General features: G+C 67.0%; 23 protein-coding genes. 9 read left to right on the top strand and 14 right to left on the bottom strand.

Annotation, left to right across the window (positions count from 1 at the left end; all coding sequences use genetic code 11):
- Nucleotides 1-628: isoprenylcysteine carboxylmethyltransferase family protein (locus VF651_04055; protein ID HEX7964872.1), on the top strand; the 628-nt coding region annotated here is incomplete at its 5' end.
- Between the two features lie 113 nt (nucleotides 629-741).
- Here VF651_04055 and yrfG read toward each other — a convergent pair.
- On the bottom strand, nucleotides 742-1,413 hold the full coding sequence (gene yrfG, locus VF651_04060) for a GMP/IMP nucleotidase (GenBank protein ID HEX7964873.1): 672 nt from the start codon (nucleotides 1,411-1,413) through the stop codon (nucleotides 742-744).
- A gap of 50 nt (nucleotides 1,414-1,463) precedes the next feature.
- Between yrfG and cysQ the strand changes: the two genes are divergently transcribed.
- Nucleotides 1,464-2,261, top strand: a complete 798-nt coding sequence (gene cysQ / locus VF651_04065; protein ID HEX7964874.1) for a 3'(2'),5'-bisphosphate nucleotidase CysQ — start codon at nucleotides 1,464-1,466, stop codon at nucleotides 2,259-2,261.
- Between the two features lie 50 nt (nucleotides 2,262-2,311).
- Here the strand turns inward: cysQ and VF651_04070 are convergent, their stop codons facing one another.
- Nucleotides 2,312-2,866: a chalcone isomerase family protein gene (locus VF651_04070; GenBank protein ID HEX7964875.1), complete on the bottom strand. Its 555-nt coding sequence runs from the start codon at nucleotides 2,864-2,866 to the stop codon at nucleotides 2,312-2,314.
- Nucleotides 2,867-2,977: 111 nt separating this feature from the next.
- On the opposite strand from VF651_04070, the gene VF651_04075 reads away from it, so the two are divergent.
- On the top strand, nucleotides 2,978-4,237 hold the full coding sequence (locus VF651_04075; GenBank protein ID HEX7964876.1) for a retropepsin-like aspartic protease: 1,260 nt from the start codon (nucleotides 2,978-2,980) through the stop codon (nucleotides 4,235-4,237).
- 3 nt (nucleotides 4,238-4,240) lie between these two features.
- Here VF651_04075 and VF651_04080 read toward each other — a convergent pair whose 3' ends face one another.
- Together VF651_04080 and queD are read right to left on the bottom strand one after the other, a co-directional pair.
- Nucleotides 4,241-5,089, bottom strand: coding sequence for an alpha/beta fold hydrolase (locus VF651_04080; GenBank protein HEX7964877.1), 849 nt, complete (start codon nucleotides 5,087-5,089; stop codon nucleotides 4,241-4,243).
- 19 nt (nucleotides 5,090-5,108) lie between these two features.
- Entirely contained in the window at nucleotides 5,109-5,465 is a 357-nt protein-coding gene (gene queD / locus VF651_04085) for a 6-carboxytetrahydropterin synthase QueD (protein HEX7964878.1), read from the bottom strand.
- Nucleotides 5,466-5,538: 73 nt separating this feature from the next.
- On the opposite strand from queD, the gene VF651_04090 reads away from it, so the two are divergent.
- Together VF651_04090 and VF651_04095 are read left to right on the top strand one after the other, a co-directional pair.
- Complete coding sequence (locus VF651_04090) at nucleotides 5,539-5,742, top strand: YdcH family protein (protein ID HEX7964879.1); 204 nt, start codon at nucleotides 5,539-5,541, stop codon at nucleotides 5,740-5,742.
- Nucleotides 5,739-6,566, top strand: coding sequence for a PHP domain-containing protein (locus VF651_04095; GenBank protein ID HEX7964880.1), 828 nt, complete (start codon nucleotides 5,739-5,741; stop codon nucleotides 6,564-6,566). The genes VF651_04090 and VF651_04095 overlap by 4 nt, the downstream gene beginning before the upstream one ends.
- On the opposite strand, the gene VF651_04100 is transcribed toward VF651_04095, so the two are convergent.
- The 3 genes from VF651_04100 to VF651_04110 are packed head-to-tail and all read right to left on the bottom strand — an operon-like array spanning nucleotide 6,563 to nucleotide 10,628.
- Entirely contained in the window at nucleotides 6,563-6,904 is a 342-nt protein-coding gene (locus tag VF651_04100; GenBank protein HEX7964881.1) for a gamma-glutamylcyclotransferase family protein, read from the bottom strand. The two genes, VF651_04095 and VF651_04100, sit on opposite strands and share 4 nt — an antisense overlap.
- Nucleotides 6,901-7,797 (bottom strand): tRNA 2-thiocytidine(32) synthetase TtcA, encoded by an 897-nt coding sequence (gene ttcA / locus VF651_04105; GenBank protein ID HEX7964882.1) that lies wholly within the window; start codon nucleotides 7,795-7,797, stop codon nucleotides 6,901-6,903. Before ttcA ends, VF651_04100 begins: the two co-directional genes overlap by 4 nt.
- Nucleotides 7,798-7,841: 44 nt before the next feature.
- Nucleotides 7,842-10,628, bottom strand: a complete 2,787-nt coding sequence (locus VF651_04110; GenBank protein HEX7964883.1) for a phosphoesterase — start codon at nucleotides 10,626-10,628, stop codon at nucleotides 7,842-7,844.
- Nucleotides 10,629-10,808: 180 nt separating this feature from the next.
- On the opposite strand from VF651_04110, the gene VF651_04115 reads away from it, so the two are divergent.
- A complete protein-coding gene (locus tag VF651_04115; protein HEX7964884.1) occupies nucleotides 10,809-11,552 on the top strand; it encodes a DUF1223 domain-containing protein in 744 nt (247 codons plus the stop codon).
- Between the two features lies 1 nt (nucleotide 11,553).
- Here the strand turns inward: VF651_04115 and VF651_04120 are convergent, their stop codons facing one another.
- The 4 genes from VF651_04120 to VF651_04135 all read right to left on the bottom strand — a co-directional run bounded on the left by VF651_04120 (nucleotide 11,554) and on the right by VF651_04135 (nucleotide 14,782).
- Entirely contained in the window at nucleotides 11,554-11,880 is a 327-nt protein-coding gene (locus tag VF651_04120; GenBank protein HEX7964885.1) for a hypothetical protein, read from the bottom strand.
- 228 nt (nucleotides 11,881-12,108) lie between these two features.
- The gene (locus tag VF651_04125) at nucleotides 12,109-12,429 is read right to left on the bottom strand and encodes a hypothetical protein (GenBank protein ID HEX7964886.1); all 321 of its coding nucleotides are present in this window, start codon (nucleotides 12,427-12,429) and stop codon (nucleotides 12,109-12,111) included.
- A gap of 8 nt (nucleotides 12,430-12,437) precedes the next feature.
- Entirely contained in the window at nucleotides 12,438-14,012 is a 1,575-nt protein-coding gene (locus VF651_04130; GenBank protein ID HEX7964887.1) for an FMN-binding glutamate synthase family protein, read from the bottom strand.
- 92 nt (nucleotides 14,013-14,104) lie between these two features.
- Nucleotides 14,105-14,782, bottom strand: a complete 678-nt coding sequence (locus VF651_04135; GenBank protein ID HEX7964888.1) for a hypothetical protein — start codon at nucleotides 14,780-14,782, stop codon at nucleotides 14,105-14,107.
- A gap of 23 nt (nucleotides 14,783-14,805) precedes the next feature.
- Between VF651_04135 and VF651_04140 the strand changes: the two genes are divergently transcribed.
- Both VF651_04140 and VF651_04145 read left to right on the top strand, forming a co-directional pair.
- Entirely contained in the window at nucleotides 14,806-15,522 is a 717-nt protein-coding gene (locus VF651_04140) for a DUF2987 domain-containing protein (protein ID HEX7964889.1), read from the top strand.
- Between the two features lie 94 nt (nucleotides 15,523-15,616).
- Entirely contained in the window at nucleotides 15,617-16,165 is a 549-nt protein-coding gene (locus VF651_04145) for a hemerythrin domain-containing protein (GenBank protein ID HEX7964890.1), read from the top strand.
- 6 nt (nucleotides 16,166-16,171) lie between these two features.
- Here VF651_04145 and VF651_04150 read toward each other — a convergent pair whose 3' ends face one another.
- The 3 genes from VF651_04150 to VF651_04160 are packed head-to-tail and all read right to left on the bottom strand — an operon-like array spanning nucleotide 16,172 to nucleotide 19,684.
- The gene (locus tag VF651_04150; GenBank protein HEX7964891.1) at nucleotides 16,172-17,929 is read right to left on the bottom strand and encodes an amidohydrolase; all 1,758 of its coding nucleotides are present in this window, start codon (nucleotides 17,927-17,929) and stop codon (nucleotides 16,172-16,174) included.
- Between the two features lie 10 nt (nucleotides 17,930-17,939).
- On the bottom strand, nucleotides 17,940-19,484 hold the full coding sequence (locus VF651_04155) for a sodium:solute symporter (GenBank protein HEX7964892.1): 1,545 nt from the start codon (nucleotides 19,482-19,484) through the stop codon (nucleotides 17,940-17,942).
- Entirely contained in the window at nucleotides 19,481-19,684 is a 204-nt protein-coding gene (locus tag VF651_04160; GenBank protein HEX7964893.1) for a DUF3311 domain-containing protein, read from the bottom strand. The genes VF651_04155 and VF651_04160 overlap by 4 nt, the downstream gene beginning before the upstream one ends.
- 109 nt (nucleotides 19,685-19,793) lie before the next feature.
- On the opposite strand from VF651_04160, the gene VF651_04165 reads away from it, so the two are divergent.
- Complete coding sequence (locus tag VF651_04165; protein ID HEX7964894.1) at nucleotides 19,794-21,566, top strand: monovalent cation:proton antiporter-2 (CPA2) family protein; 1,773 nt, start codon at nucleotides 19,794-19,796, stop codon at nucleotides 21,564-21,566.
- Nucleotides 21,567-21,577: the final 11 nt, after the last annotated feature.

Here is a 21,577-nt window from a genome sequence, read left to right on the forward strand (position 1 = left end):
GGTGGCGGCGGACGTGGCCGCAGCGGCGGCGGCGGTTCGCGTGGCCGCCGCTGATCATTTCGCCTGGCGCTACGCTACGGTCTTCACTATCTGGCTGGTCTGGGAAGTCTATTGGGGCGTCTCGGCCCGCGGCGTGAAGCGCGCCGCCTCCAAGGAATCCCTCCTCACCCGCGTCCCGGTGCTCATGGGCTTGCTGCTGGGCTTCGTGCTGCTGCTGGCGCCCTGGTGGCTGGGGCCTTTCTTCGGCCGGCGCATACTGCCGGATGACAGGCTTCTGTATGCGGCCGGCGTCTTCCTGTTGCTGTGCGGCGTGTGCCTGGCCTTCTGGGCGCGCCACACGCTAGGGACCAACTGGAGCGGCCGGGTCACCATCAAGGAAGACCATGAGCTGGTGACCCGCGGCCCCTACCGTTTCGTACGCCATCCCATCTATACCGGTGTGCTTTTCGCCTTCACGGGTACGACCCTGGCTCTGGGGTGGATGGGCGGTCTCTTCGCCATCGCCCTGATGCTCGCCATCTTCGCGCACAAGATCCGGCTGGAAGAGAGGGTGATGGAGCAGCATTTCGGCGCGAAGTACGCCGATTACCGCAAGCAGACCAAGACGCTGATCCCCTTCTTGATCTGATGCCTACGGCATCAATTCCGCAAAAGTCTCGATAGAAGGGGCGAGCCGCACTGCGGCGAGCGACCCGCCAGGGATGGCGGGGCTGGAAGGCGCGCCAGGGACGGCAGGTCCGCCTAAGGCATTAGCTCCGCAAAAGTTTCGATGGACGGAAACTCCGCGATGTCCCTGGCTGGGCGCCTGGAATCAGGCTTGCGCATGGCCACGATGTGGCGGATCCCATAGCCCCGCGCCGCCCGCAACACCGCCAGGCTGTCGTCGGCGAATAGGGTGCGGTTCGGGTCGAAGGGCTCGGCCTCCTGAAGGCTGTGCCAGAACTCCGCCGTCTCCTTGGGGTTGCCCAGGGAATGGGAGGAGATGATGTTGTCGAAATGCGCGTCCAGGCCCGTGCGCTCCATCTTCATCTCCAGCACCGGCGCGTGGGCGTTGGTCACCAGCACCAGGCGCTTGCCGGCGGCCCGCACCGCCCGGAGGAAATCCTCCGCATGGGGCAGCACCCGGATCAGGTGATCCACCTCGCGCTTCAGTGTCACCACGTCCATGTCCAGCTCACGGGACCAGTAATCCAGGGAATACCAGGCCAGGGTCCCCTCCACCGCCCGGAAGCGCGGCGTGAGCGCCTCCAGCGCCGCCTCCTTGGACAGGCCCAGACGCTCGCCGTAGCGTAGCGGGATGTGCTCCAGCCAGAAGTGGTTGTCGAAGTGCAGGTCCAGGAGCGTGCCGTCCATGTCCAGGAACACGCTCTCGACTTGCGACCAATCGGGGAGGCTGTGGGTGACGGGCTGCATGGAGCCGGTATCATATACCGCCCTCCCGCCACCTTACCCCCGAGGCCCGCGTGAACGCCGACGAGAAGCTGCTCAGCCCCCTGCTCGACATCGCCCGCTCCGCCGGGCAGCAGATCATGCAGGTGTACGGAACCGACTTCGGCGTGGCGACGAAGGCCGACAAATCTCCGGTCACCGACGCGGACCTCGCTGCCCACAAGGTCATCGTGGCGGACCTGAAGCGCATCACGCCGGACCTGCCGGTGCTGTCGGAGGAGTCCGCCGGCATCCCCTTCGAGGAGCGCCGCCGCTGGGGCAGCTACTGGCTGGTGGATCCCCTGGACGGCACCAAGGAGTTCATCAACCGCAACGGCGACTTCACGGTGAACATCGCGCTGATCCAGGACGGCGCACCGGTGGCGGGCGTGGTGTACGTGCCGGTGAACGGCCTCTCCTACTACGGTTGCGTGGGCGTGGGCGCGTTCCGCCGCGACAAGGACGGCCAGGCCGCGCCGATCAAGGCCAGGAAGCTCGTGCCCAATGCGCCCGTGAAGGTGGTTGCGAGCCGCTCCCACCGCGGGCCGCTGCTGGACGGTTACCTGGCGAAGCTCGGCCCCCATGAGACCCTGTCCCGCGGCAGTTCCCTGAAGTTCTGCCTGGTGGCGGAAGGTGCGGCGGACGTGTACCCGCGCCTGGGCCCCACCTCGGAGTGGGACACGGGCGCCGGCCACGCGGTGCTGCTGGCCGCCGGCGGCCAGGTGATCGGCATGGATGGGAAACCGCTGCCCTATAACAGCAAGGACTCGCTGCTCAACGAGCACTTCATCGCATATGCCGATGGCTCGCGGGACTGGCGCAGCTACCTGTAAAAAAAACGCCGGCCTGAGGCCGGCGTTTAATTTTGCGGCAGCCCGACCCTTCAGTCTTTGCCGAGCATGCCGTCCTTGAGGTCCGAGGTGGGGGGATTCGGGCCCAGGAACACCTTGAGCAGAGCCTTGTGGAAATCCTCACCGGGGACGGTGCCGCGCAGCGTCCCGTTCCAGCTCACCTGCGTGCCCTGGCCCGGGACGTAATCCATGGTGATGACATCGTCCTTCTTGCTGTCGCTGAAGAAGCCGATGAACTGCTCCACCTGGTCATGCAGGGCGGCATAGCCGTCCTTGTTGTTGCCCTTGAAGTCGTCGTGCCAGGCATCGGCGAACTGGCCCTTGTCCACCGCGTAGATCATGTGCATCAGGATGCGATCCGGGCCGGCCGCGGCGATGATGGCGTCCGCATCTGTGCTCTTCTGGGGCAGGTAAAGGCCGCCCACGTAGATCTTGATGAAGAACTTCTTGCGCAGGCCCACGCCGTTGAGCGTGAGGGCGGTGTTCGCCACCTGGGCGGTGTCGGGCACGTCCACGCCGGCGAGGGTCGCGGCTCCGGCACTGGAACAGAAGGCGAGGCCCACGAGGATGAAGGCGGTCAGGCGCATGGCTGGGCTCCTGGATGGGATGGTCCTGTGCACGACAGACTAGCACTTTCGCCTGCCGAACACGGCTTTTGACTGTGCACCTGCCGGCCGGTGGCGGGTTAAAATCAGTGCATGCCACGACCTTGTTCACTGCTCGCCCGGGCCCTCGCCCTGGCATCGTCCCTCCTCTGCGGCCAGGCCCTGGCCGATCCGGGCGCGGACTACGCGCGGGTGTACGCGGCCCACGACTTCTTCACCCTGCGCGCCATGGTGGCGGCGGACAAGGGCCCGGACTCCGAGCAGAAGCGCTTCTACACCGCCGCGGTGCTCTCCGCCTTCAACCAGCCGGCGGCGGCGAACCGGCTCATCGATCCGATGCTGGCCAACAACATCGACACCGCGCTGATGCCGTTCCTGCTCAAGATGCGCATGCAGAACGACCGGCAACTGCACGATTATGCCGGCGCGCTGGATACGGCCCGCACGCTCATCGATCTCTACGAACGCAAGGGAGACCCGCGCCTGGCGGACGCGCAGAACGACGCGCGCCTGCTGGGGGCCCTGAGCGGCACCCCCGCGCTGCAGGTGCGGCACAGCGGCGACTCCCACATCATCCTGGCGCCGGACGGCAAGCGCGGTTACTGCATCCCGGTGACTATCGGCGTGGACCCCTGCTATGCGCTGGACAGCGGCGCGAACTTCTCGATGCTGATCCGCTCGGAAGCCGAGCGGCTCAAGCTCAAGATCATCCCCGCCGGCGTGCAGGTGGGCAGCAGCAACGGCTCGGTGGTGACAGCGGACGTGGCGGTGGCGCCTTCCATGCTGCTCGGCAACGTGCAGTACGACAACGTGGTGTTCCTGGTGATGCCGGACGCGGCCTTCACCTTCGGCGACTTCCAGATCCGGGGACTCTTGGGCTACCCCGTCTTCGCGGGGCTCGGCGCGGTCAAGGTCGGCCGCGGCCACGTCATCGACGTGCCCAAGGACGCGCCCACCCGCCGTGTCTACAACATCGCGCTGGACGGCAACGACATCCTCACCAAGATCCAGGTGGGCGACCACGAGGCGCTGTGCCGCGTGGACACCGGCGCGGACCGCACGGTGTTCTACAAGTCCTACTACGACCTGTACAAGGACGACATCGAGAAGGCGGGCAAGGCGCACTTCGCCCGCAGCGGCGGCGCCGGGGGCGTCAGGTCCCACAAGGCCTATCGCCTGCCGAGCCTGCAGTTCAAGCTGGCGGGACGGCGCGTGAACCTGAACCGGGTGGACGTATACACCGACAAGGTGCTCCCGGAGGACTACATCCAGTGCAACATCGGGCAGGATGCGTTCCGGGATTACCGGTCCTACACGATCAACTTACAAGCGATGGCACTCACCCTCGACTAGCTACTACGCCTGTAAGTGCGCCTTGAAGAACTTCAGGGTCCGTTCCCACGCATCCTTCGCCGCTTCCGGCTGATAGTTGTCCCCCGAGGGGTTCGCGAAGGCGTGGCCCGCGCCCGGGTACTCGTGGATCTCGGCGTCCACCTTGGCGGTCTTGAGCGCCTTCTCGAACTCCTGCACGTCCGCCACGGTGATGCCCTGGTCCTTCTCGCCGAAGAGGCCCAAGAGCGGCATCTTGAGGGTGGCGAGCTTCGAGACATCCGTCTCCGGCTGGCCGTAGTACATCACCGCCGCGTCCAGCTTGTCCGGCAGCAGCAGCGCCGCCTGCAGCGCCCAGCCGCCGCCGAAGCACCAGCCCACCACGCCGGTGCGGGCGGTGTGCTCGTGGTCCTTCAGGTAATGGTAGGCGTAGGTGAGGTTGGCCTGGGCCCGGGTCTTGTCGTTGTACACACGGGTCACCAGCGCCCGTGCTTCTTCCGGGGTCTGCGCGCTATCGCCGCCGTACAGGTCCACCGCCAGCACCTCGTAGCCCTCGCCTGCGAAGCGGTCGGCGGTGCGGCGGATGTTGTCGTTCAAGCCCCACCACTCGTGCACCACGATGATCCCCGGCAGCGGGCCCTTGGCGCCGGCGGGGCGCGTCAGGTAGCCGTAGATGGGCCGGTCGCCGATCTGGCCGTAGGCCACGCGGCTGCTGGTCACCGGCTTCGCCGGCTTCTCCACCGCCACGGGGCTCGGTGCGGGTGTGTCATGGGCGTGCATCCCCGCCATGGCGGCCATGTACTGCTGGTCGGTCATGGCGGCGAAGGCAGTGGGAGAGAAGAGGAAGCAGACGAGGGGCAGCAGCAGGCGACGCATGGGACTCTCCTTGTGGGGTTCAGTCTCCCGTGTACACACAACCGGAAGTGCAGGTTTCCGCAATCACGACTTTCGACAGTTGCGGCAGCGTGGGCTTGAGCCTGGCCCAGATCCAGCGGGCGAGGTTCTCGCTGGTGGGGTTGTCCAGGCCCGGCACCTCGTTGAGGTAGCGGTGATCCAGGGCCTCGAACACCGGGCCGAACGCGGCCTTCAAGTCCGCGAAGTCCATGATCCAGCCGGTGCGGGCGTCCACCGGCCCGGCCACGTGGACCTGCACCTGGAACGAGTGCCCGTGCAGCCGGCTGCACTTGTGCCCTTCCGGCACGTTGGGCAGGCGGTGGGCCGCTTCGATGTGGAAGACCTTGTATATCTCCATGCCCCCATTATCCCCGCGGGGAGCGGCGTCCGGAAGGGGCGTGTTAAAGTTGTGGGCTGACGGTGGGGTGAGCATGGCCAAGGACGCACGCAAGATCCGCGAACAGATCATCCAGCTCAAGCTGGAGCACCACGACCTGGACACGGCCATCATGCGCCTGGCGGCGGACCCCACCAGTGACGAGCTGCAGATCTCGCGCATGAAGAAGCGCAAGCTCCAGCTCAAGGACTACATCGCCCGCCTCGAGAGCATGCTGATCCCGGACCTGGACGCGTGATCGACCTGCACACCCATTCGGCGCACTCCGACGGCACCCTGGTCCCGGAGGCCCTGGTGGCGCTCGCCGCCGGGCGCGGCGTGAAGACCCTGGCCCTCACGGACCACGACACCCTGGCGGGTCTGCCCGCCGCCCGCGCTGCCGCGGCCGGCACTGGCTTGAGGCTGGTGAGCGGCGTGGAGGTTTCCGTGAGTTGGCAGCACAAGGCCCTGCACGTGGTGGGCCTCGACGTGGACCCGGGCCACCCTGCGCTCACGGCAGGCCTCGCACGGCTGCAAGAGGTGCGTGACGCCCGTGCCGTGGAGATCGGCAGGAAGCTGGAGACCAAGGGCATCACCGGCGCCTACGCGGGCGCCCTTGCCCTTGCAGGCGTGGCGCGGCCCACCCGCACCCACTTCGCCCGCTTCCTGCACCAGCAAGGCCACGTGAAGGACGAGGCCCAGGCCTACCGCAAGTTCCTGGGGCGCGGGAAACCCGCTCATGTCTCCGCCACCTGGGCGAGCCTGGAAGAAGCCATCGGCTGGATCCATGCCGCCGGCGGCCAGGCGGTGCTGGCCCATCCCTTCCGCTACGGCCTCACCCGCGCGTGGCTGGTGAAGGCGCTCACGGCGTTCAAGCAGGCGGGCGGCGATGCCATGGAAGTGGTGAGCGGCCGCGGCAACCCGGATGAGTTCCACGTGGCCCTGCATCTCGCGCAGCGCTTCGAGCTGGCGGCTTCAGTGGGTTCGGATTTTCATGCGCCGGCGCCGTATTCGCAGCCGGGCGTGAAGACAGAAGAACTGACGATGAACGTCCCTAAAATTTGGGAACGGTTCAGGAACTAAGCGGCGACGTAGACCCAGGCCTCCGTGCCGGACCGCAGCTTCACCTTCACTCGCTTGTAGGCATCCGTCTCATAGCCGTCCGCAGCAGCAAGTTCTGCGGGCGTGATCTCGAACACCACACCGTCTATCTCGTCGGAAGGCTTCCCCGGCACCAGGATCTTGTGGACGCTGAGACCGCTCTCGGCCAGCACTTCCGGATCCGTGATCTGCACCGTGGAGAGACGCCAGCCCGTGAGCACGTCGGCGCGCCCTTGTAAGCGACGGCCGAAGTTGGCTAATTGGACGGACTCTTGCTGAAGAGTGCCGTACGAGAATAGCTTCTCGCTGGCAGCGCTCATTCGACGGACGAATTGGAAGTTTTCTTGATGGTCTGCTTGAGCTGATCGACTGAGACCGTCGCCATGATGGCATCGGACTGATCTTCGGTGCGCTCGGAGTCCAGCCAGTCGGTTCGCGGCGCGGCCTTCGCGCCCAGGGACTGGAAGTCGAACTGCCGCGGGTCCAGGAGGTGCTCCGGCACCACGGTGGAGAGGGCCGAGAAGATGGTCTGGGTGCGGCCCGGGAACTTGCGCTCCCACTCCTGCAGCATGGCCTTCACGGCCTTCCTCTGCAGGTGCTCCTGGGAGCCGCAGAGGTTGCAGGGGATGATGGGGAACTGCTTGAGCTCCGCGTACTTGGCGATGTCCGCCTCCTCCACGTAAGCCAGGGGGCGTATCACCACGTGGCGGCCGTCATCGGAGAGTAACTTGGGCGGCATGGCCCTGAGCTTGCCGCCGTAGAAGAGGTTCAGGAAGAACGTCTCCAGGATGTCGCCCCGGTGGTGGCCCAGCGCGATCTTGGTGACCCCGTTCCCGGCGGCGAAACTGTAGAGCGCGCCGCGGCGCAGCCGCGAGCACAGGCCGCAGGTGGTCTTGCCTTCCGGCACCACCCGCTTCACCACGCTGTAGGTGTCCTGCTCCAGGATGCGGAACGGCACGCCCACTTCGGTCAGGTACGCGGGCAGCACGTCCTCGGGGAAGCCGGGCTGCTTCTGGTCCAGGTTCACCGCCAGGAGCTCGAACTCGACCGGCGCGCTGTCCCTGAGCTTCATCAGCATGTCGAGCAGCGTGTAGGAATCCTTGCCGCCCGACAAACACACCATGACCTTGTCGCCGGCCTCGATCATGTTGAAGTCCTGGATGGCCTTGCCCACGCCGTGGCGCAGGCGCTTCTCCAGCTTCTTTTGGTTCACTGACGGCTTCATAGGGCCGCTATTCTACTCGACGCGGATGGGCCCTAGTCGGAACCCCCGCCGGCGCCCTTCGAGCGCAGGTCCAGGCCGCTGCGGGTCTCCGGGTAAGGGGTATCCATCAGCCCCTCCCAGACGAGCCGGTTGAAGCCCACCGCGTCCACCCGATCCTCGCTGGAGAAGTCCATGCCGGCGGTGAGCTTCGCCCAGTAGGCGCCGTCGTGGGTGGGTTTCGGCGCGGCGGCCTCGGCCTTCGTGCCTCTCGGGAACGGCAGCTTGGTGTTCTTCACCAGGAACTGGGAGGGCACGGCCTTGAAGCTCCACTCCTTCCGGTCCAAGTCGAACACGCTGGTCATGGGACGCTCGTTGGCGTCGAAGATGCTGAGGTGGTCGATCCCGAGGATGTCCTCGATGGTGCGCAGCATGTTGACCGTGGTGTAGAACTCGCTCGCCACCGCACCCTGCTTCACGTAAGGGCCCACCACGTAGGCCGTGCTGCGGTGCGCGTCCACATGGTCCGGGCCGTCCTGGGCGTCGTCCTCGATGACGAAGATGAGGGTGTTGTCCCGGTAGCGCGGGCTCCCGGCCACCGCCTGGATGAGCAGGCCCACGGCGTAGTCGTTGTCCGCCTGCTGCAGCTCCGGCGTGTTCACCCCATCCAGCGCCCGGTCGAAGGCGCCCATGTGGTCGCCGGCGAGTCGCACCAGCGAGAGCGCCGGCAGCTTGCCGTCACGCTCGAACCCGGCGAACTCCCGCTGCCATTCCCGCTCCCGGTAGAAGTCCGGGAACGCCGCGTCGAAGCCACGGTAATAGGGGTCGGTGATGCCGATGAGGTCGGTGATCGCCGGGAACGCGAGCTTCATGTGCTTGGCGTAGGGGTTGCGCTCCGGCGGCACGAAGGCCTTGCTGTCTGGCTGGTAGCGCGCGCCGTCGTCGTCCATGCCGTAGTTGCGCACCGAGAGCCCGGCGCGCAGCGCCGCGCTCCAAAGATAACCTTGCTGCTTCCTGCCGCCGGGGCCGTCCATGCCCGCCACGTCCGCCGTCCCCGGCAGGATGTCCGGGTCCTGGGGCGTCTCGGGATCGACCTCGAGGCGCGACTTCACGTCCGGCACCGCGATGTCGATGTTGCGGTTGAGGGCGAAGGTGTCGTCCTGCATCCCGCGGCCCGCGTAGGCGGGCGCCACGGTCTTAGCCCCCTGGTCGCTCTCGCGCGCCGCCGTGCTCCAGGGCCAACCCTCGCCGCTCACCTCGCCGGAGACGTAGAAGTTATCCAGGTCCACGAAGCCCGACGCCATGGCGTGGAAGTTCGGCGTAGTGGCGGCGCCGAACTCTACCAGGGTGGGATCGCCGTTGCCCTTCCCCAGATCCCCGAGGATCTGGTCGTAGGTGCGGTTCTCCTTGATGATGTAGATGATGTGCTTGATGCGCGCGTGCAGCGCCGCCATCATGGCCTTATCCGCCGGCGTGGGCTGGCCGCGGAAGCCGTCGTTCGCCATCACCTGTTCCGTCAGCGTGCCGAGTTTCTCGTCCGAAGGCAGCGGCAGCGTGAGGAACCCCGCCTTGGAGAGCTGCAGCACGTAGTGGTTGTTCGCCCCGGCCTTCACCGGGTTCACGCGGTGGGTCGGATTGTCCGGATTGGCTCCCGGCTTGGAGCGGCTGTTCACCACGTAGAGCCGCGGCTGCAGGCGGCCCGCCGCCACCGCCTGGGGATACCAGCCGGTGGGGATGAGCCCGATCACCTGCGGCTTCGGCCCGTCCAGCGCCACCACCGCCACCGCGTTGGTGCCGCCGTCCGTCACGTAGAGCCGCGTGCCGTCCGCCGAGAGCGCAAGGCCGTTGGGCGCCACGCCGCGGTAGTCGAAGGACGCGCTCACCACGCCCGGCGGCGCGAGCACGGGGATGGCATCCATCTCACGGTTGGTGGCCGTGTCGATCACCGCCACCACGTCGCTGTTGTCGCAGGCCACGTAGAGGTGCTTCTGCGGCGCGTCCAGCAGCATCTGCACCGGCGTGCCCTTCAGGGGGATGCGGCCGGTGAGCTTCGGCGCGGCGCCGATGTCCACCACGTCCACCTCGCGGTCCCGCTGGCTGCCCACGTAGGCCGTGGTGTCGCCGGCCACCGCCACCCAGAAGGGGTTCTCGCCGCCGGGAGTGCCGGACTTGCCGCCGGACTTGCCGGGGCGCAGGTCCACTTCGCCGGTCACCTTGCCGCTCGCGAGATCGACGATGGAGACGGAGTCGTTGTAGTAGTTCGCCACCACCAGGCGCCGGCCGTCGGCGGTCACGGCGAGGCCCGCCGCCACCGGCCCCGTGAACAGGCCGTTGCCTTCCTTGTGGCCGAGCGGGATAGGCGGCCGGGGTTCCGCCCAGGCGCCACCCGAGTACTCATAGGCGTGCACCACGTCGTCCCCGCCGCCGGAGACGTAGAAGTGCCGCCCGTCCGGGGCGAAGACGATGCCGGCGAAGGTGTTGGGTACCTGGATCACCTGGGTCTGCACCGCCTTCGGCTGGCTCACGTCGTAGACGAAGACGTATTCGTTCGAGCTCTTCGGGTCTGGCTTGCCGGTGGCATTGTTCAGCACGTTATAGCCGGTGGTGAGGACCAGCAGGGTGCGGCCGTCCGGGCTCAGGGCCTCGCTCATGGCCTGGCCGGCGGTGTAAGCCGGGAAGTCCTTGAGATGCGGGTTCAGGGACTCGAAGCTCGCGCCGGGCGCGGCCAGGGGCGTGATGAACTGGCCCGTGGGCAGCCGGTCGCGGTCATCATCGTCGTCCGCGTGCAGCGCCAGAGAGAAGATGGCCATGCAGCCCATGAGGACATACCCGCAGATCTTCATCACAACACCCTCCTGGCAGCGGTCCCGGCCGATATCGGTTATAAAGATACTGCTCCTTGTGACCGTTTTGCCCGGCAGGAATTCGCCGTCCGGAGGGGTTTTTCCACCGCCCCGGCTGCACCTGCAATAACCGGACAGGAGCCTGGGTCCTCCCTTTATACGGCCACGTGGAGAACGCCTTTGATCCGGTCAGCCCCTGCCCTGTTGTTGCTGCTGAGCACCGGCGCCCTCGCCGCACCCCAGACCATCGTGAGTCCCGCCGCCAAGGTGAGCCTGCTGGAGCTCTACACCTCGGAAGGCTGCGACAGCTGCCCGCCGGCGGAAGCCTGGCTCTCGGACCTGCAGGGGGACGAGCGCCTGTGGAAGCGCGTGGTGCCGGTCACCTTCCACGTGGACTACTGGGATTACCTCGGCTGGCGCGACCCCTTCGATAGCCACGCCTACACCCAGCGCCAGCAGGCCATCGCCGCCGCCGCGGGCGGCAAGACCATCTACACGCCGCAGTTCGTGATGGACGGCAAGGACTGGCTGAACTTCTTCGACCACCGCCCGCTCACGCTGGACGGCGGCTGGACCGTGGGCGTGCTCTCCCTCGCCGCCGACGGGCGCAAGGTGACGGTGCACTTCGCCCCGCAGAAGGCGCGGGACGACCGGCTGGAAGTCCACGTGGTGCTGCTGGCCTTCGGCGTGGACGTGCCGGTGGGCGCCGGCGAGAACCACGGCAAGACCCTGCGGCACGACTTCCTGGTGGTCTCGGACACCCATGGGCCCCTCGCCGCCAAGGGCGGCGACTACGAGGCGGTCATGACGCTGGCGCCGCCGCTCGCGGCGGCGAAGGCCACGCACTATGCGCTGGCAGGCTGGGTCTCGCGCCAGGGCGACCCGGAGCCGATCCAGGCGGCGGGCGGGATGCTGAAGCCCTGAGCTACTGCTGCTGGCAGGTGATGGACTTGCTCTCGCCGTTGCTGAGGTAGTGGCCCCGCACCGGCAGGCTGGTGTCCGACTGCAGGGTGCACACCGACATGATGTCGCCGATGGTGGCGGCATCATCCATGTCCGCTTCTATGGCGCTGCCGTGGGCGGCGCGCAGCTGCTTCAGCAAGTCGGCGTAGCTGTAGACCGTGCCGTCGTAGGAATACTGACCCTGCGCCACGAACTTCACCTGCAGCACGGGGCCGCCGGGCGTGGGGCCGGAGGCGCAGGCGGCGAGCAGCGCCAATACGGCAGCAAGAGCAAGACTGCAGATCTTCATCTCATTCTCCTCGACGCAGGATGCTGATCAGGCTGTCACTGCCTAAAGCATACCAGCACGTCGGCTTGACCAGGCCCGCCCTTTCAGCGGCGCCAAAAGAATTGCACTAAAGCGTCGCGAGCCGAAGCAGAGCGAGGCGCACGAGGCGAGCGGGAGGGAATGCACTCTTAGTGTGCATGACCGACTGCGAATCCGAAGTGCAACGACGCTATGCGAGGCGCAGCAGCTTTAGTTGCAGAACAGCTCGCGCTTGTCCTTATCCACGGTGATGAACATGATCACCTTGGTGAGCAGGGACTGCCGGAGCTGGCAGACCTTGGCCTTGTCGGCCTGCGAGACCACGGTGCCCATGTCCACGATCACCCAGTCTATGGGCTTGTCCTTGTAGACCGTGTGCAGGGTGTCCACCAGCGCGTCGTAGACGTAGGCTTTCTTGCCGAACTGGAACACGCCCTGGCCGAGGTACTTCACCTGCACCTCCACGTCCTTGCTGGCGTGGGCCACAGGCAGCAGGAGGGCGGCGAGGATCAGCGGGACGATGCGTCTCATGGGTCTTCCTATGCGGTGGCTTTCGCTGTCTTCCTGGGCTTCACGGCCTCAAGCTTCACCGGCGGCTTGGCGGAGGCCGGCGCGAGGTCATACATGCTGGTGAACTGCGCCTTGTCCGCCATGTAGCCCAGCACCTGGTCGAGCGGTGAGAACTTGTTGACGCCGGTGGAGAGCTCGATGTCCGAGGCGCGGAACTGGCAGGGGTGCTCGTAGCCCGCGGTGTGGGCCAGCGCCACCAGCTCCTTGCGGAAGCCCTTGAGGTAGTTCGCGCAGCGGATGGCCTTGATGTCCACGTTGAGGCCCGCCTGGCGCCACGCGCTCATGGTGGTGATGCCGGTGGGGCAATGGCCGGTGTGGCAGCTCTGGGACTGGATGCAGCCGATGGAGAGCATGGCCTCGCGCGCCACGTTCACCATGTCGCAGCCCATGGCGAAGGCCACCACGGCCCGGTCCGGGAACCCCAGCTTGCCGCTGCCGATCCACACCACGTCCTTCGAGACGCCCTGCTTCTGGAAGATCTGGTAGACCCGCGCGAAGCCGATCTTGAACGGCAGCGAGACGTGGTCCGCGTAGGTGAGCGGCGCGGCGCCGGTGCCGCCCTCGCCGCCGTCGATGGTGATGTGGTCCGGCCCTTCCTTGCGCTTCTTCATGCGCTGGGCCAGCTCCTCCCAGAAGTCCGTGAAGCCGATGGCGGACTTGATGCCCACCGGGAGTCCGGTGCGGTCCGCGATGCGCTCGATGAAGTCGATCATCTCGTCCACGGTGCCGAACTCGGCGTGGGCGTTCGGCGAGATGCAGTCCTTAAAGGCTGACACGCCGCGGGTGGCGGCGATCTCCGGCACCACCTTCACGCCCGGCAGCACGCCGCCCTTGCCGGGCTTGGCGCCCTGGGAGAGCTTGAGCTCGATGGCCTTGATCTGCGGGTAGCGGGCGCACTTCTCCGCCAGCACGTCCATGGAGAACTTGCCGTCCTTGCCGCGCACGCCGAAGTAGCCGGTGCCGATCTCGAACACCACGTCGCCGCCCAGGAGGTGGTAGGGGCTCAAGCCCCCCTCGCCGGTGTTGTGGAAGCAGTGAGCCATCTTGGCGCCGAGGTTCAAGGCCGAGATCGCGTTCTTGCCCAGCGAGCCGAAGGACATGGCGGAAATGTTCACCACCGAGGTGGGGCGCCAGGCGTGCTTGCGCTTGTGGGTCGCGCCCAGCACCTTGAGGCAGGGCACGGCGCTGGGATCGCCGCCGATGTGCACGGCCTTGTCCTCCGGGAAGGGGAAGGCCTTGTTCTTGATGATGGGATAGCCGACGGAGTACTGCTGCTCCTCGGTGCCGAAGCCGAAGAAGTTGTTCTGGCCCTTGGAGGTGGCGTAGACCCAGGTGCGCTCGCTGCGGTTGAAGGGCAGCTCTTCCTTGTCGTCCGCCACCCAGTACTGGCGCAGCTCCGGCCCGATGAACTCCATCAGGTAGCGCAGGTGCCCGATCACGGGATAGTTGTGGGTGATGGCGTGGCGCTGCTGGCGGATGTCGTAGAGGGCCACGATCCCCAGGAAGACCAGGATGCCGCCGACGATCCAAAGGAAGATGAGCATGACCCCTACCCCGCTTGGTTCCCTGGCCTAAGCATACCAAGCCAGCGGTCCCAGGCTTCGACCGTCCCGCCGGAGCCGATATTTCAGGGTACTTAGAATTCCCTTTTGAAGACCAGTCTCACGCCGCGACGGGCACCGGTGGTCCCGATGATGGAGAACGAGCCCGTGGGGTCCACGTAGAACGTGAGGCCGACATAGGCGCCGGTGTGCCGGGCCGCCTCGAACCCTGCCTTGCGGCCGGGATTGGTATCGGTCTCGGTGCCGCCGTCGAAGCCCTGGTAATAGCCGCCGAAGCCGAGCCGCCAGCGCCCGGCCTGCAGCAGCGGGCCGAAGCTGGCCCAGGTCTCGTACCAGGTAACTTCCGACTGCGCCGAGGCGAACCCCACGCTGTCCACGTCATGCCAGGTGTAGGAGAACTCCGCCGCGAGGTTGAAGTAGTCGCCGCGGCTGCCCTGGTAGCGTCCCAGCACGCCGAGGTAACGGCCGCTGAAGTCCAGCGGCGCAGTGGGCGGCTCGCCCTGCGCGTCCCAGGTGAGATAACCGCCGTGCAGGCCGAAGGTGACGTCGTCCGCCAGGGGCTCCTCGAACGCGACGCCGTAGCGCCCCACGTGCCCCTCGTGGTCGCCGTCGGCGTAGCGGAAGCCGGTGGTGAAGCGGCCGATGTCGAGGTAGGTATTGCCGCCGGCGTCATACAGGGAATCCGCGCGGGCGGGGGCGACGACGAGCGACGCGCACAGCGCGAGGAAGGGCAGGGATCGAAGGGGGTGCATGACCCCAATGATATACTGCGGACATGCTCCGCATCGTCTTGGCCGCCTCTTTGCTGCTCGCCGGTCCTGCAGTCTTGGCCGACGATGCGCCCCGCGCCTCGCTGCATTACAGCGACCTCAAAGGCTACCTGGACCGCCTGGATGGCCTGAAGGACCTGGATCATCTGACGGCCGCCGCGAGCATCAAATCCGCGCAAGCCGCCGTGAAGCCCCAAGACATCAAGCTCACGGCAAAACTCAAGTCCGGCCAGGCGGTGGACATCCCCATCGACTCCGACGGCCGGTTCACCCTGCCCTCCTCGCCTGAGCTCGAGAAAGAGGACCCACTGTTCGTGAGCAACCAGCCCAAGGGCACCCTGGGGCTCAATGTGAAGTTCGATATCAAGACGCCCACCAGGCTCTCAGATACCTACGCGAGCCTCATGCTTGGTGCCACCCAGTTCAACGAGGCGATCAGGCGCCAGGGGTTCATGGCCTCCATGTTCGGGCCAAAGGTCGGGGGCCTGCTGATCGCCTTCGACTCCGGCGGTCACACGCTCACGCTGCATACGACCAAGGGAGACCGGGTGCTGAAGAGCGCCTCCCTGGCGGAGGCCCAGAAGCACCTGAAATCCATGAAGCTGACGGAGGACTCGGGCAAGCGCACGTTCATCTACGTGCCGCTGGACGACGACCTCTTGGACGAGGACCCGCCCGCCGTCCTCGATGCGCTGCCGACGGGCGTGATACCCGCCATCTGAGGCTTCCGCGACTTCCGCCTCCGACTGATCCAGGTCAAGGCGGTCCCCGTCCCGCCGGGCTATAAAAAGGCTGGTCCGCAAGGCGGAGGAAGCCATGCCCGTGAACCCGATCAACGCCCTGCGCCAGGAGCACGGCAACATGCGCAGCGTGCTGGTGGTGGTGCGCGACCAGCTCGCCGTCCTGGAGCGCGGCGGCGTGCCGGACTTCGTGCTGCTGGCGAACGCCATGCACTACATGCGGCGCTTCCCCGGCCTGGTGCACCATCCCAAGGAGGATTTCATCTTCGCGCGCCTGGTGGCGCGCGCGCCGGACATGCGCGAGGCGGTGGAGCACGCGCGCCGCGAGCACCGGGAGATCTACGAGCAGGAAGAGTGGATCATCGAATGCGCGCTGAACGCGCCCAAGCCGGGGACCACGGCCCGCGGCCGGCTGCTGGACATCGGGCGGGCCTACCTCGAGTCCCAGCGCAAGCACTCGGAGCGGGAGGAGCACGTGCTGTTCCCGCGGGCGGAACAGGCGCTGACCGCCGCGGACTGGGAGGACGCGGAGCGGCAGTTCGGGATGGTGGATGACCCGCTGTTCGGCCGCAACCCGGGGGAACGCTACGAGCTGCTCTATGAGCACCTCATGCAGCAGACCTGAGCCGGATCACGGGCGCCGGTAAGCGACCTTGCCGCCCACCAGCGTGTAGAGCACCTTCGTCGCCGGGATGTCCGCCTCGGGCACCGTCAGGATGTCCTGGGACAGCACCGTGATATCCGCATACTTGCCGGCTTTAAGCGACCCCAGCTTGCCCTCGGTGAACGTGGCGTAGGCGTTGTTCCAGGTGTAGGACTTGAGCGCCTCCTCCCGGGTCATGGCCTGCTCCGGGTAGAACGGCGTGCCGTCGTTCTTGGCGCGGCGCGTCACGGCACAGTAGAAGTTCGGGATGGGATCCTCGTCCTCCACCGGCACGTCGGTGCCGTTCGCGATCATGCCGCCGCTGGCGATGATGGCGTGCCAAGCGTAGGCGCCCTGCTTCGCGCGTTCTGCACCCAGGCGTTTCACCACGTAGGGCGCATCCGAGCACTCGTGGATGGACTGCATGGAGGCGATGACGCCGAGCTTGCCGAAGCGCGGGATATCGGCGGGGTCCAGGTGCTGCACGTGCTCGATGCGCCAGCGCTGGTCCTTGGCCTCCGGGTGGGCGGCGAAGAGCGCCTGGTACACGTCCAGCACCTCGCGGTTGGCCCGGTCGCCGATGGCGTGGGTGGTCACCTGGTAGCCGGCCTTGAGGGAAGCCTCGGCCCAGGCGCGGATGTCATTGGGCGCCAGCACGCTCACGCCGGTGCTGCTGGGCAGGTCGTCGTAGGGCTTCAGGAACCAGGCGGTGTGGGTGCCCAGCGCGCCGTCCGAGTACACCTCGCCCACGGCCCGCACCGTGAAGTGGTCCTGTGCGTAGCCGATGATGCGATGGTCAGGCAGGAAGCGCTGCAGCTGCTCCAGGGGCGGATACTTCTGGTACTTCGCGGCGGCCGCGAGGCCCATGTCGTCGCCGCCCGGGTCCACTTCGGCGTAGAGGCGCAGCGGCAGGCCGCCGTCATGCGCGAGCTGCTTGAGCGCGTCCAGCGCCGCGAAGCTCTCGCCCTGGTCCACGAAACTGGTGATGCCCTTGGCGAGCGCGTCCGCCGATGCGAGCTTCGCCGCCTCGCGCAGCTGCGCCACGTTCTGCTGCTCGCCGGCGCCCTGGATAGCGGCCTGGTAGGCCTGGTGAGCCGGGTTCATGGCGTTGTCCCTCAGGAAGCCCACCGGCTCGCCGGCGGCGTCCTTCACGATCTGCCCGCCCGCCGGGTCCGGCGTGCCCTTCTGCACGCCGATGAGCTTCAGGACCACGCCGTTCACGAAGATGCCGTGGCCGCTGGCGTGCGTGAGCATTACCGGATTGGCCGGCGACACCTTATCCAGGCTCGCGTGCAGCGGCAGGCCTTCCACGTTGGGCTGCGGCGGATGCGTCCACTTCTCCTGGTGCCAGCCGCGGCCCAGGATCCACTGGCCGGGCTTGGCCTTCTTCACCGCCGCCGCCACCAGCGCCACCACCCCGTCCCAATCCTTAGTCTTGGTGAGGTCGAGCTGCTGCAGGGACTGGCCGAGCTCCAGGAAGTGGCCGTGGCCCTCGATGAACCCCGGCACCGCCGTGCCGCCATGCATGTCCACGACCTGGGTGGCCTTGCCTATATAAGGCTTGATGTCCGCCTCGCTGCCGACGGCGAGGATGCGCCCGTCCTTCACCGCCAGCGCCTCGGCGCTGGGCTGTTTCGCCTCCAGCGTCACCACCTTGCCGTGGATGAGCACCAGGTCGGCTACGGGCGCGGCGCCCGCCGCTCCCGCGGCAAGAGCAGCGGACAGGAATACGGCGATGCGGCGCATGGGCGGCTCCTTAGGCAGGATCGTGTTCGTAATCGGCGGGGCTAGTCTGGTCAGCCGCTTCCGCGACCTTGAGGGCACGGAACGCGAAGGTCAGCACCACGGCGATGATGAGGTTCACCAGCACCGAGTAGAAGGCGGCGTAGCCCGGCAGCGTCCAGTCGCCCAGGTGCAAGGGGAAGGTGGGCTTGAACTGCTGGGACACCACCATCCAGGTGCTGAGGACCATGCCGAAGCCCCAGCCCAACGCCAGCGCCCAGCGGTGCAGCCAGCGGGTGTAGAGGCCGATGACCACCGTGGGCAGGGTCTGGATGATCCAGGCTCCTCCCAGGAGCTGCAGGTTGATGGCGAACTGGGTGGGCACGAACAGGATGAACGCCAGCGCCCCCACCTTCACGATCAGCGAGAGGAGCTTCGCCATCTGCGCCTCATCCGCCGGGGTGGCGTCGGGGCGCAGGTACTCTTTATATATGTTGCGGGTGAAGAGGTTCGCGGCGGCGATGGACATGATCGCGGCCGGCACCAGCGCGCCGATGGCGACCGTGGCGAAGGCCACGCCCACGAACCAGTCCGGGAAGTACTCCAGCATCAGCGCCGGCACCGCGAAGTTGTTGTGGTACCTGGCGAAGTAGCCGCTGTAGGCCGGGTTGTCCTGCACGTGGGCCACCACGGCCACGTAGCCCAGGAACGCCAGCAGCGCCAGTGCCAGGGAATAGGCCGGCAAGAGCGCCATGTTGCGCTTGATGACGCTGCGGCTGCTGGAGCTCAGCAGCGCCGTGACGCAGTGCGGATACAGGAACAGCGCCAGCACCGAGCCCAGCGCGAGGGTGGCGTAGGCGCCGTAGGCGCCAGTGTTGTGCTCCGTGGGCGGCGCGAGCAGGAGCTTCTCCGGCGCGATGCCGGCGAAGATGGCGCCGTAGCCGCCGAGCTTGGCGGGGATGACGGTGATGGCGGCGATGACCGTGATGTAGATGAGCAGGTCCTTCACCACCGAGATCAGGGCCGGCGCGCGCAGGCCGCTGGTGTAGGTGTAGGCGGCGAGGATGATGAACGCCACGATGAGCGGGATGTCCCCCGCGAAGCCCGTGTCGTTGAAGCCCATGGCGGCGATCACCACCTGGATGCCCACGAGCTGCAGCGCTATATAAGGCATGGTGGCGAGGATGCCGGTGATGGCGACCAGGAGCGCCAGCAGCGGGCTGCCGTAGCGGCCGCGCACGAAGTCCGAGGCGGTCACGTAGCCGTGCTTGTGGGCCACAGACCAGAGCCGCGGGTACACCACGTAGACGAAGGGGTACAGCATCAGCGTGTAGGGCACGGCGAAGAAGCCGATGGCCCCGGCGCCGAACACCAGGGCCGGCACCGCGATGAAGGTGTAGGCGGTGTAGAGGTCGCCGCCCAGCAGGAACCAGGTGACGATGGTGCCGAAGCGCCGTCCGCCCAGGCCCCACTCGTTGATGTGGTTCAGGTCCGCCGCGCGCCAGCGGGCGGCCACGAAGCCCAGCACCGTGACCAGGGCGAACAGGAGGCAGAAGACCGTGAGCGCGGGCCAATTCATATCTTGGCCTTGTAGGCGGCGCCCGTGACGGCGGCCGCCACGACGATGAGGACGAACTGGAACCAGTAGAAGAAGGGGATGCCCGCTATCGAGGGTTCGACGCGGTTGAACAGCGGCACGCAGATGGCCGCGAAGAACGGCACGAACAGGATGATGTACCAGACGATGCGCTTGCCCCGGCTGGGCTGCGGTGCGGCCATGGCTTGCTCCCTTCGGAAGGCTCCCCAAGGTAGCGGCCTCGACCGCGTCCTGCAAGCGCCGGGCGGCGCTTTTCGGTAGCCTAAAGGCCTGGGTCGTGGGGGTGGTCAGATGGGTTTCCTACCGCAAGTCGCCGTGTTCCTTATCGCCGCCTGTCTCGCGGTGCCACTCTCCCGCAAGTCCGGCTTCGGCTCGGTGCTCGGCTACCTGGTGGCCGGCGTGGTCATCGGCCCCTGGTGCCTGCGGCTCATCACCGACGTGCCCACCATCCTGCAGTTCTCCGAGATCGGGGTGGTGCTGCTGCTCTTCATCATCGGCCTGGAACTGCAGCCCTCGCGCCTGTGGATCATGCGCCGGCTGGTGTTCGGCATGGGCGCCATGCAGGTGGTCGTCACCACCCTGCTGCTGGCGGCCGGCGCCTACTGGCTGGGCCTCGGGCTCATGCCCGCCGTGGTGGCCGGCTTCGGCCTCTCCCTCTCCTCCACCGCGTTCGTGCTGCAGATGCTGGGCGAGAAGGAGCAGCTCGCCGCGAGCCACGGCCGCGCCTCCTTCGGCATCCTGCTGTTCCAGGACGTGGCCGCTATCCCGGTGCTGGCGATCCTGGGCGTGCTCTACGGTGACGGCGACGCTTCGCATCAGCACCTGGGGATGAAGCTCCTCGTCATCGCCGTGGTGCTCACGGTGCTGGCCTTGGGCAACCGCGTGGTGCTGCGCTTCCTGTTCCGACTCGTCACCCAGTTCGGCAACCCGGAGATCTTCACCGCCTCGGCCCTGCTCATCGTGCTGAGCGCGGGCCTCGTGGCCAGTTCCATCGGCCTCTCCATGGGCTTGGGGGCGTTCCTCGCCGGCGTGCTCCTGGCGGACTCGGATTACCGCCACGAGTTCGAGGCGGACATCGAGCCCTTCAAGGGCCTCCTGCTGGGCCTCTTCTTCATGGCCGTGGGCATGTCCGTGAACCTGCGGCTCATGGTGGACGCGCCCCTCACGGTGGCGGGCGTGCTGCTGGGGCTGCTCGCCCTCAAGATGGCGGCGCTCTATGGGCTGGGGAGGCTCTTCCAGTTGCCGGAGTCCGGCGCGCGGAACCTCGCCTTCGTGCTGCCGGCGGGCGGCGAGTTCGCCTTCGTGCTGTTCAATGCCGCGGCGGACTACAGCCTCTTCGACAGGCGGCTCACGGACCTCCTGAACCTCGCGGTCACCCTCTCCATGGCGGCGACGCCCTTCCTGGTGCTCTTCAACGAGAAGGTGCTGGAGAAGTTCGTGGAGGATAGGAAGGAACCGGAGTTCGACCGCATCGACGAGGCCGGCAACCCGGTGATCATCGCCGGGATGGGCCGCTTCGGGCAGGTGGTGGGCCGCCTGCTGCGCATGCAGCAGATCCCCTTCACCGCCCTGGAGGCGGACGTGGAGCAGGTGGAGACCCTGCGCAAGTTCGGCAGCCGCGTGTACTACGGCGACGCCTCGCGCCTGGAGTTGCTGCGGGCCGCCAAGGCAGACCAGGCCAAGTACCTGGTGCTGGCCATAGACGGCATCGAAGCCTCCGTGAAGGCCGCCGAGATGGTGCGCAAGCACTTCCCCAAGCTCACGGTGCTGGCCCGGGCCCGCAACCGCCACCACGTGCACCTGCTGAAGGAACAGGGCGTGCAGGTGATCGTGCGAGAGACCTATTACTCCAGCCTCAGGATGGCCGAAGACTTGCTCGAACGGATGGGCATGGACCGGCTCGCGGTAGAGAAACTCGTCGCCACCTTCGAGAAACACGACAAGACCCTGCTCGACCGTCAGTTCGCGGTGTTCCGGGACGAGGAGAAGCTGGTGCAGACGTCCCGGGAGGCGGCGCAGGAGTTGGAGCAGCTACTACAGGAAGACCGGCAGCAATCCGCCTAAAGCTACTGCGC

It is taken from the genome of Gammaproteobacteria bacterium, from assembly GCA_036383255.1.
Lineage (GTDB): Bacteria > Pseudomonadota > Gammaproteobacteria > Natronospirales > REEB76 > DASUBN01.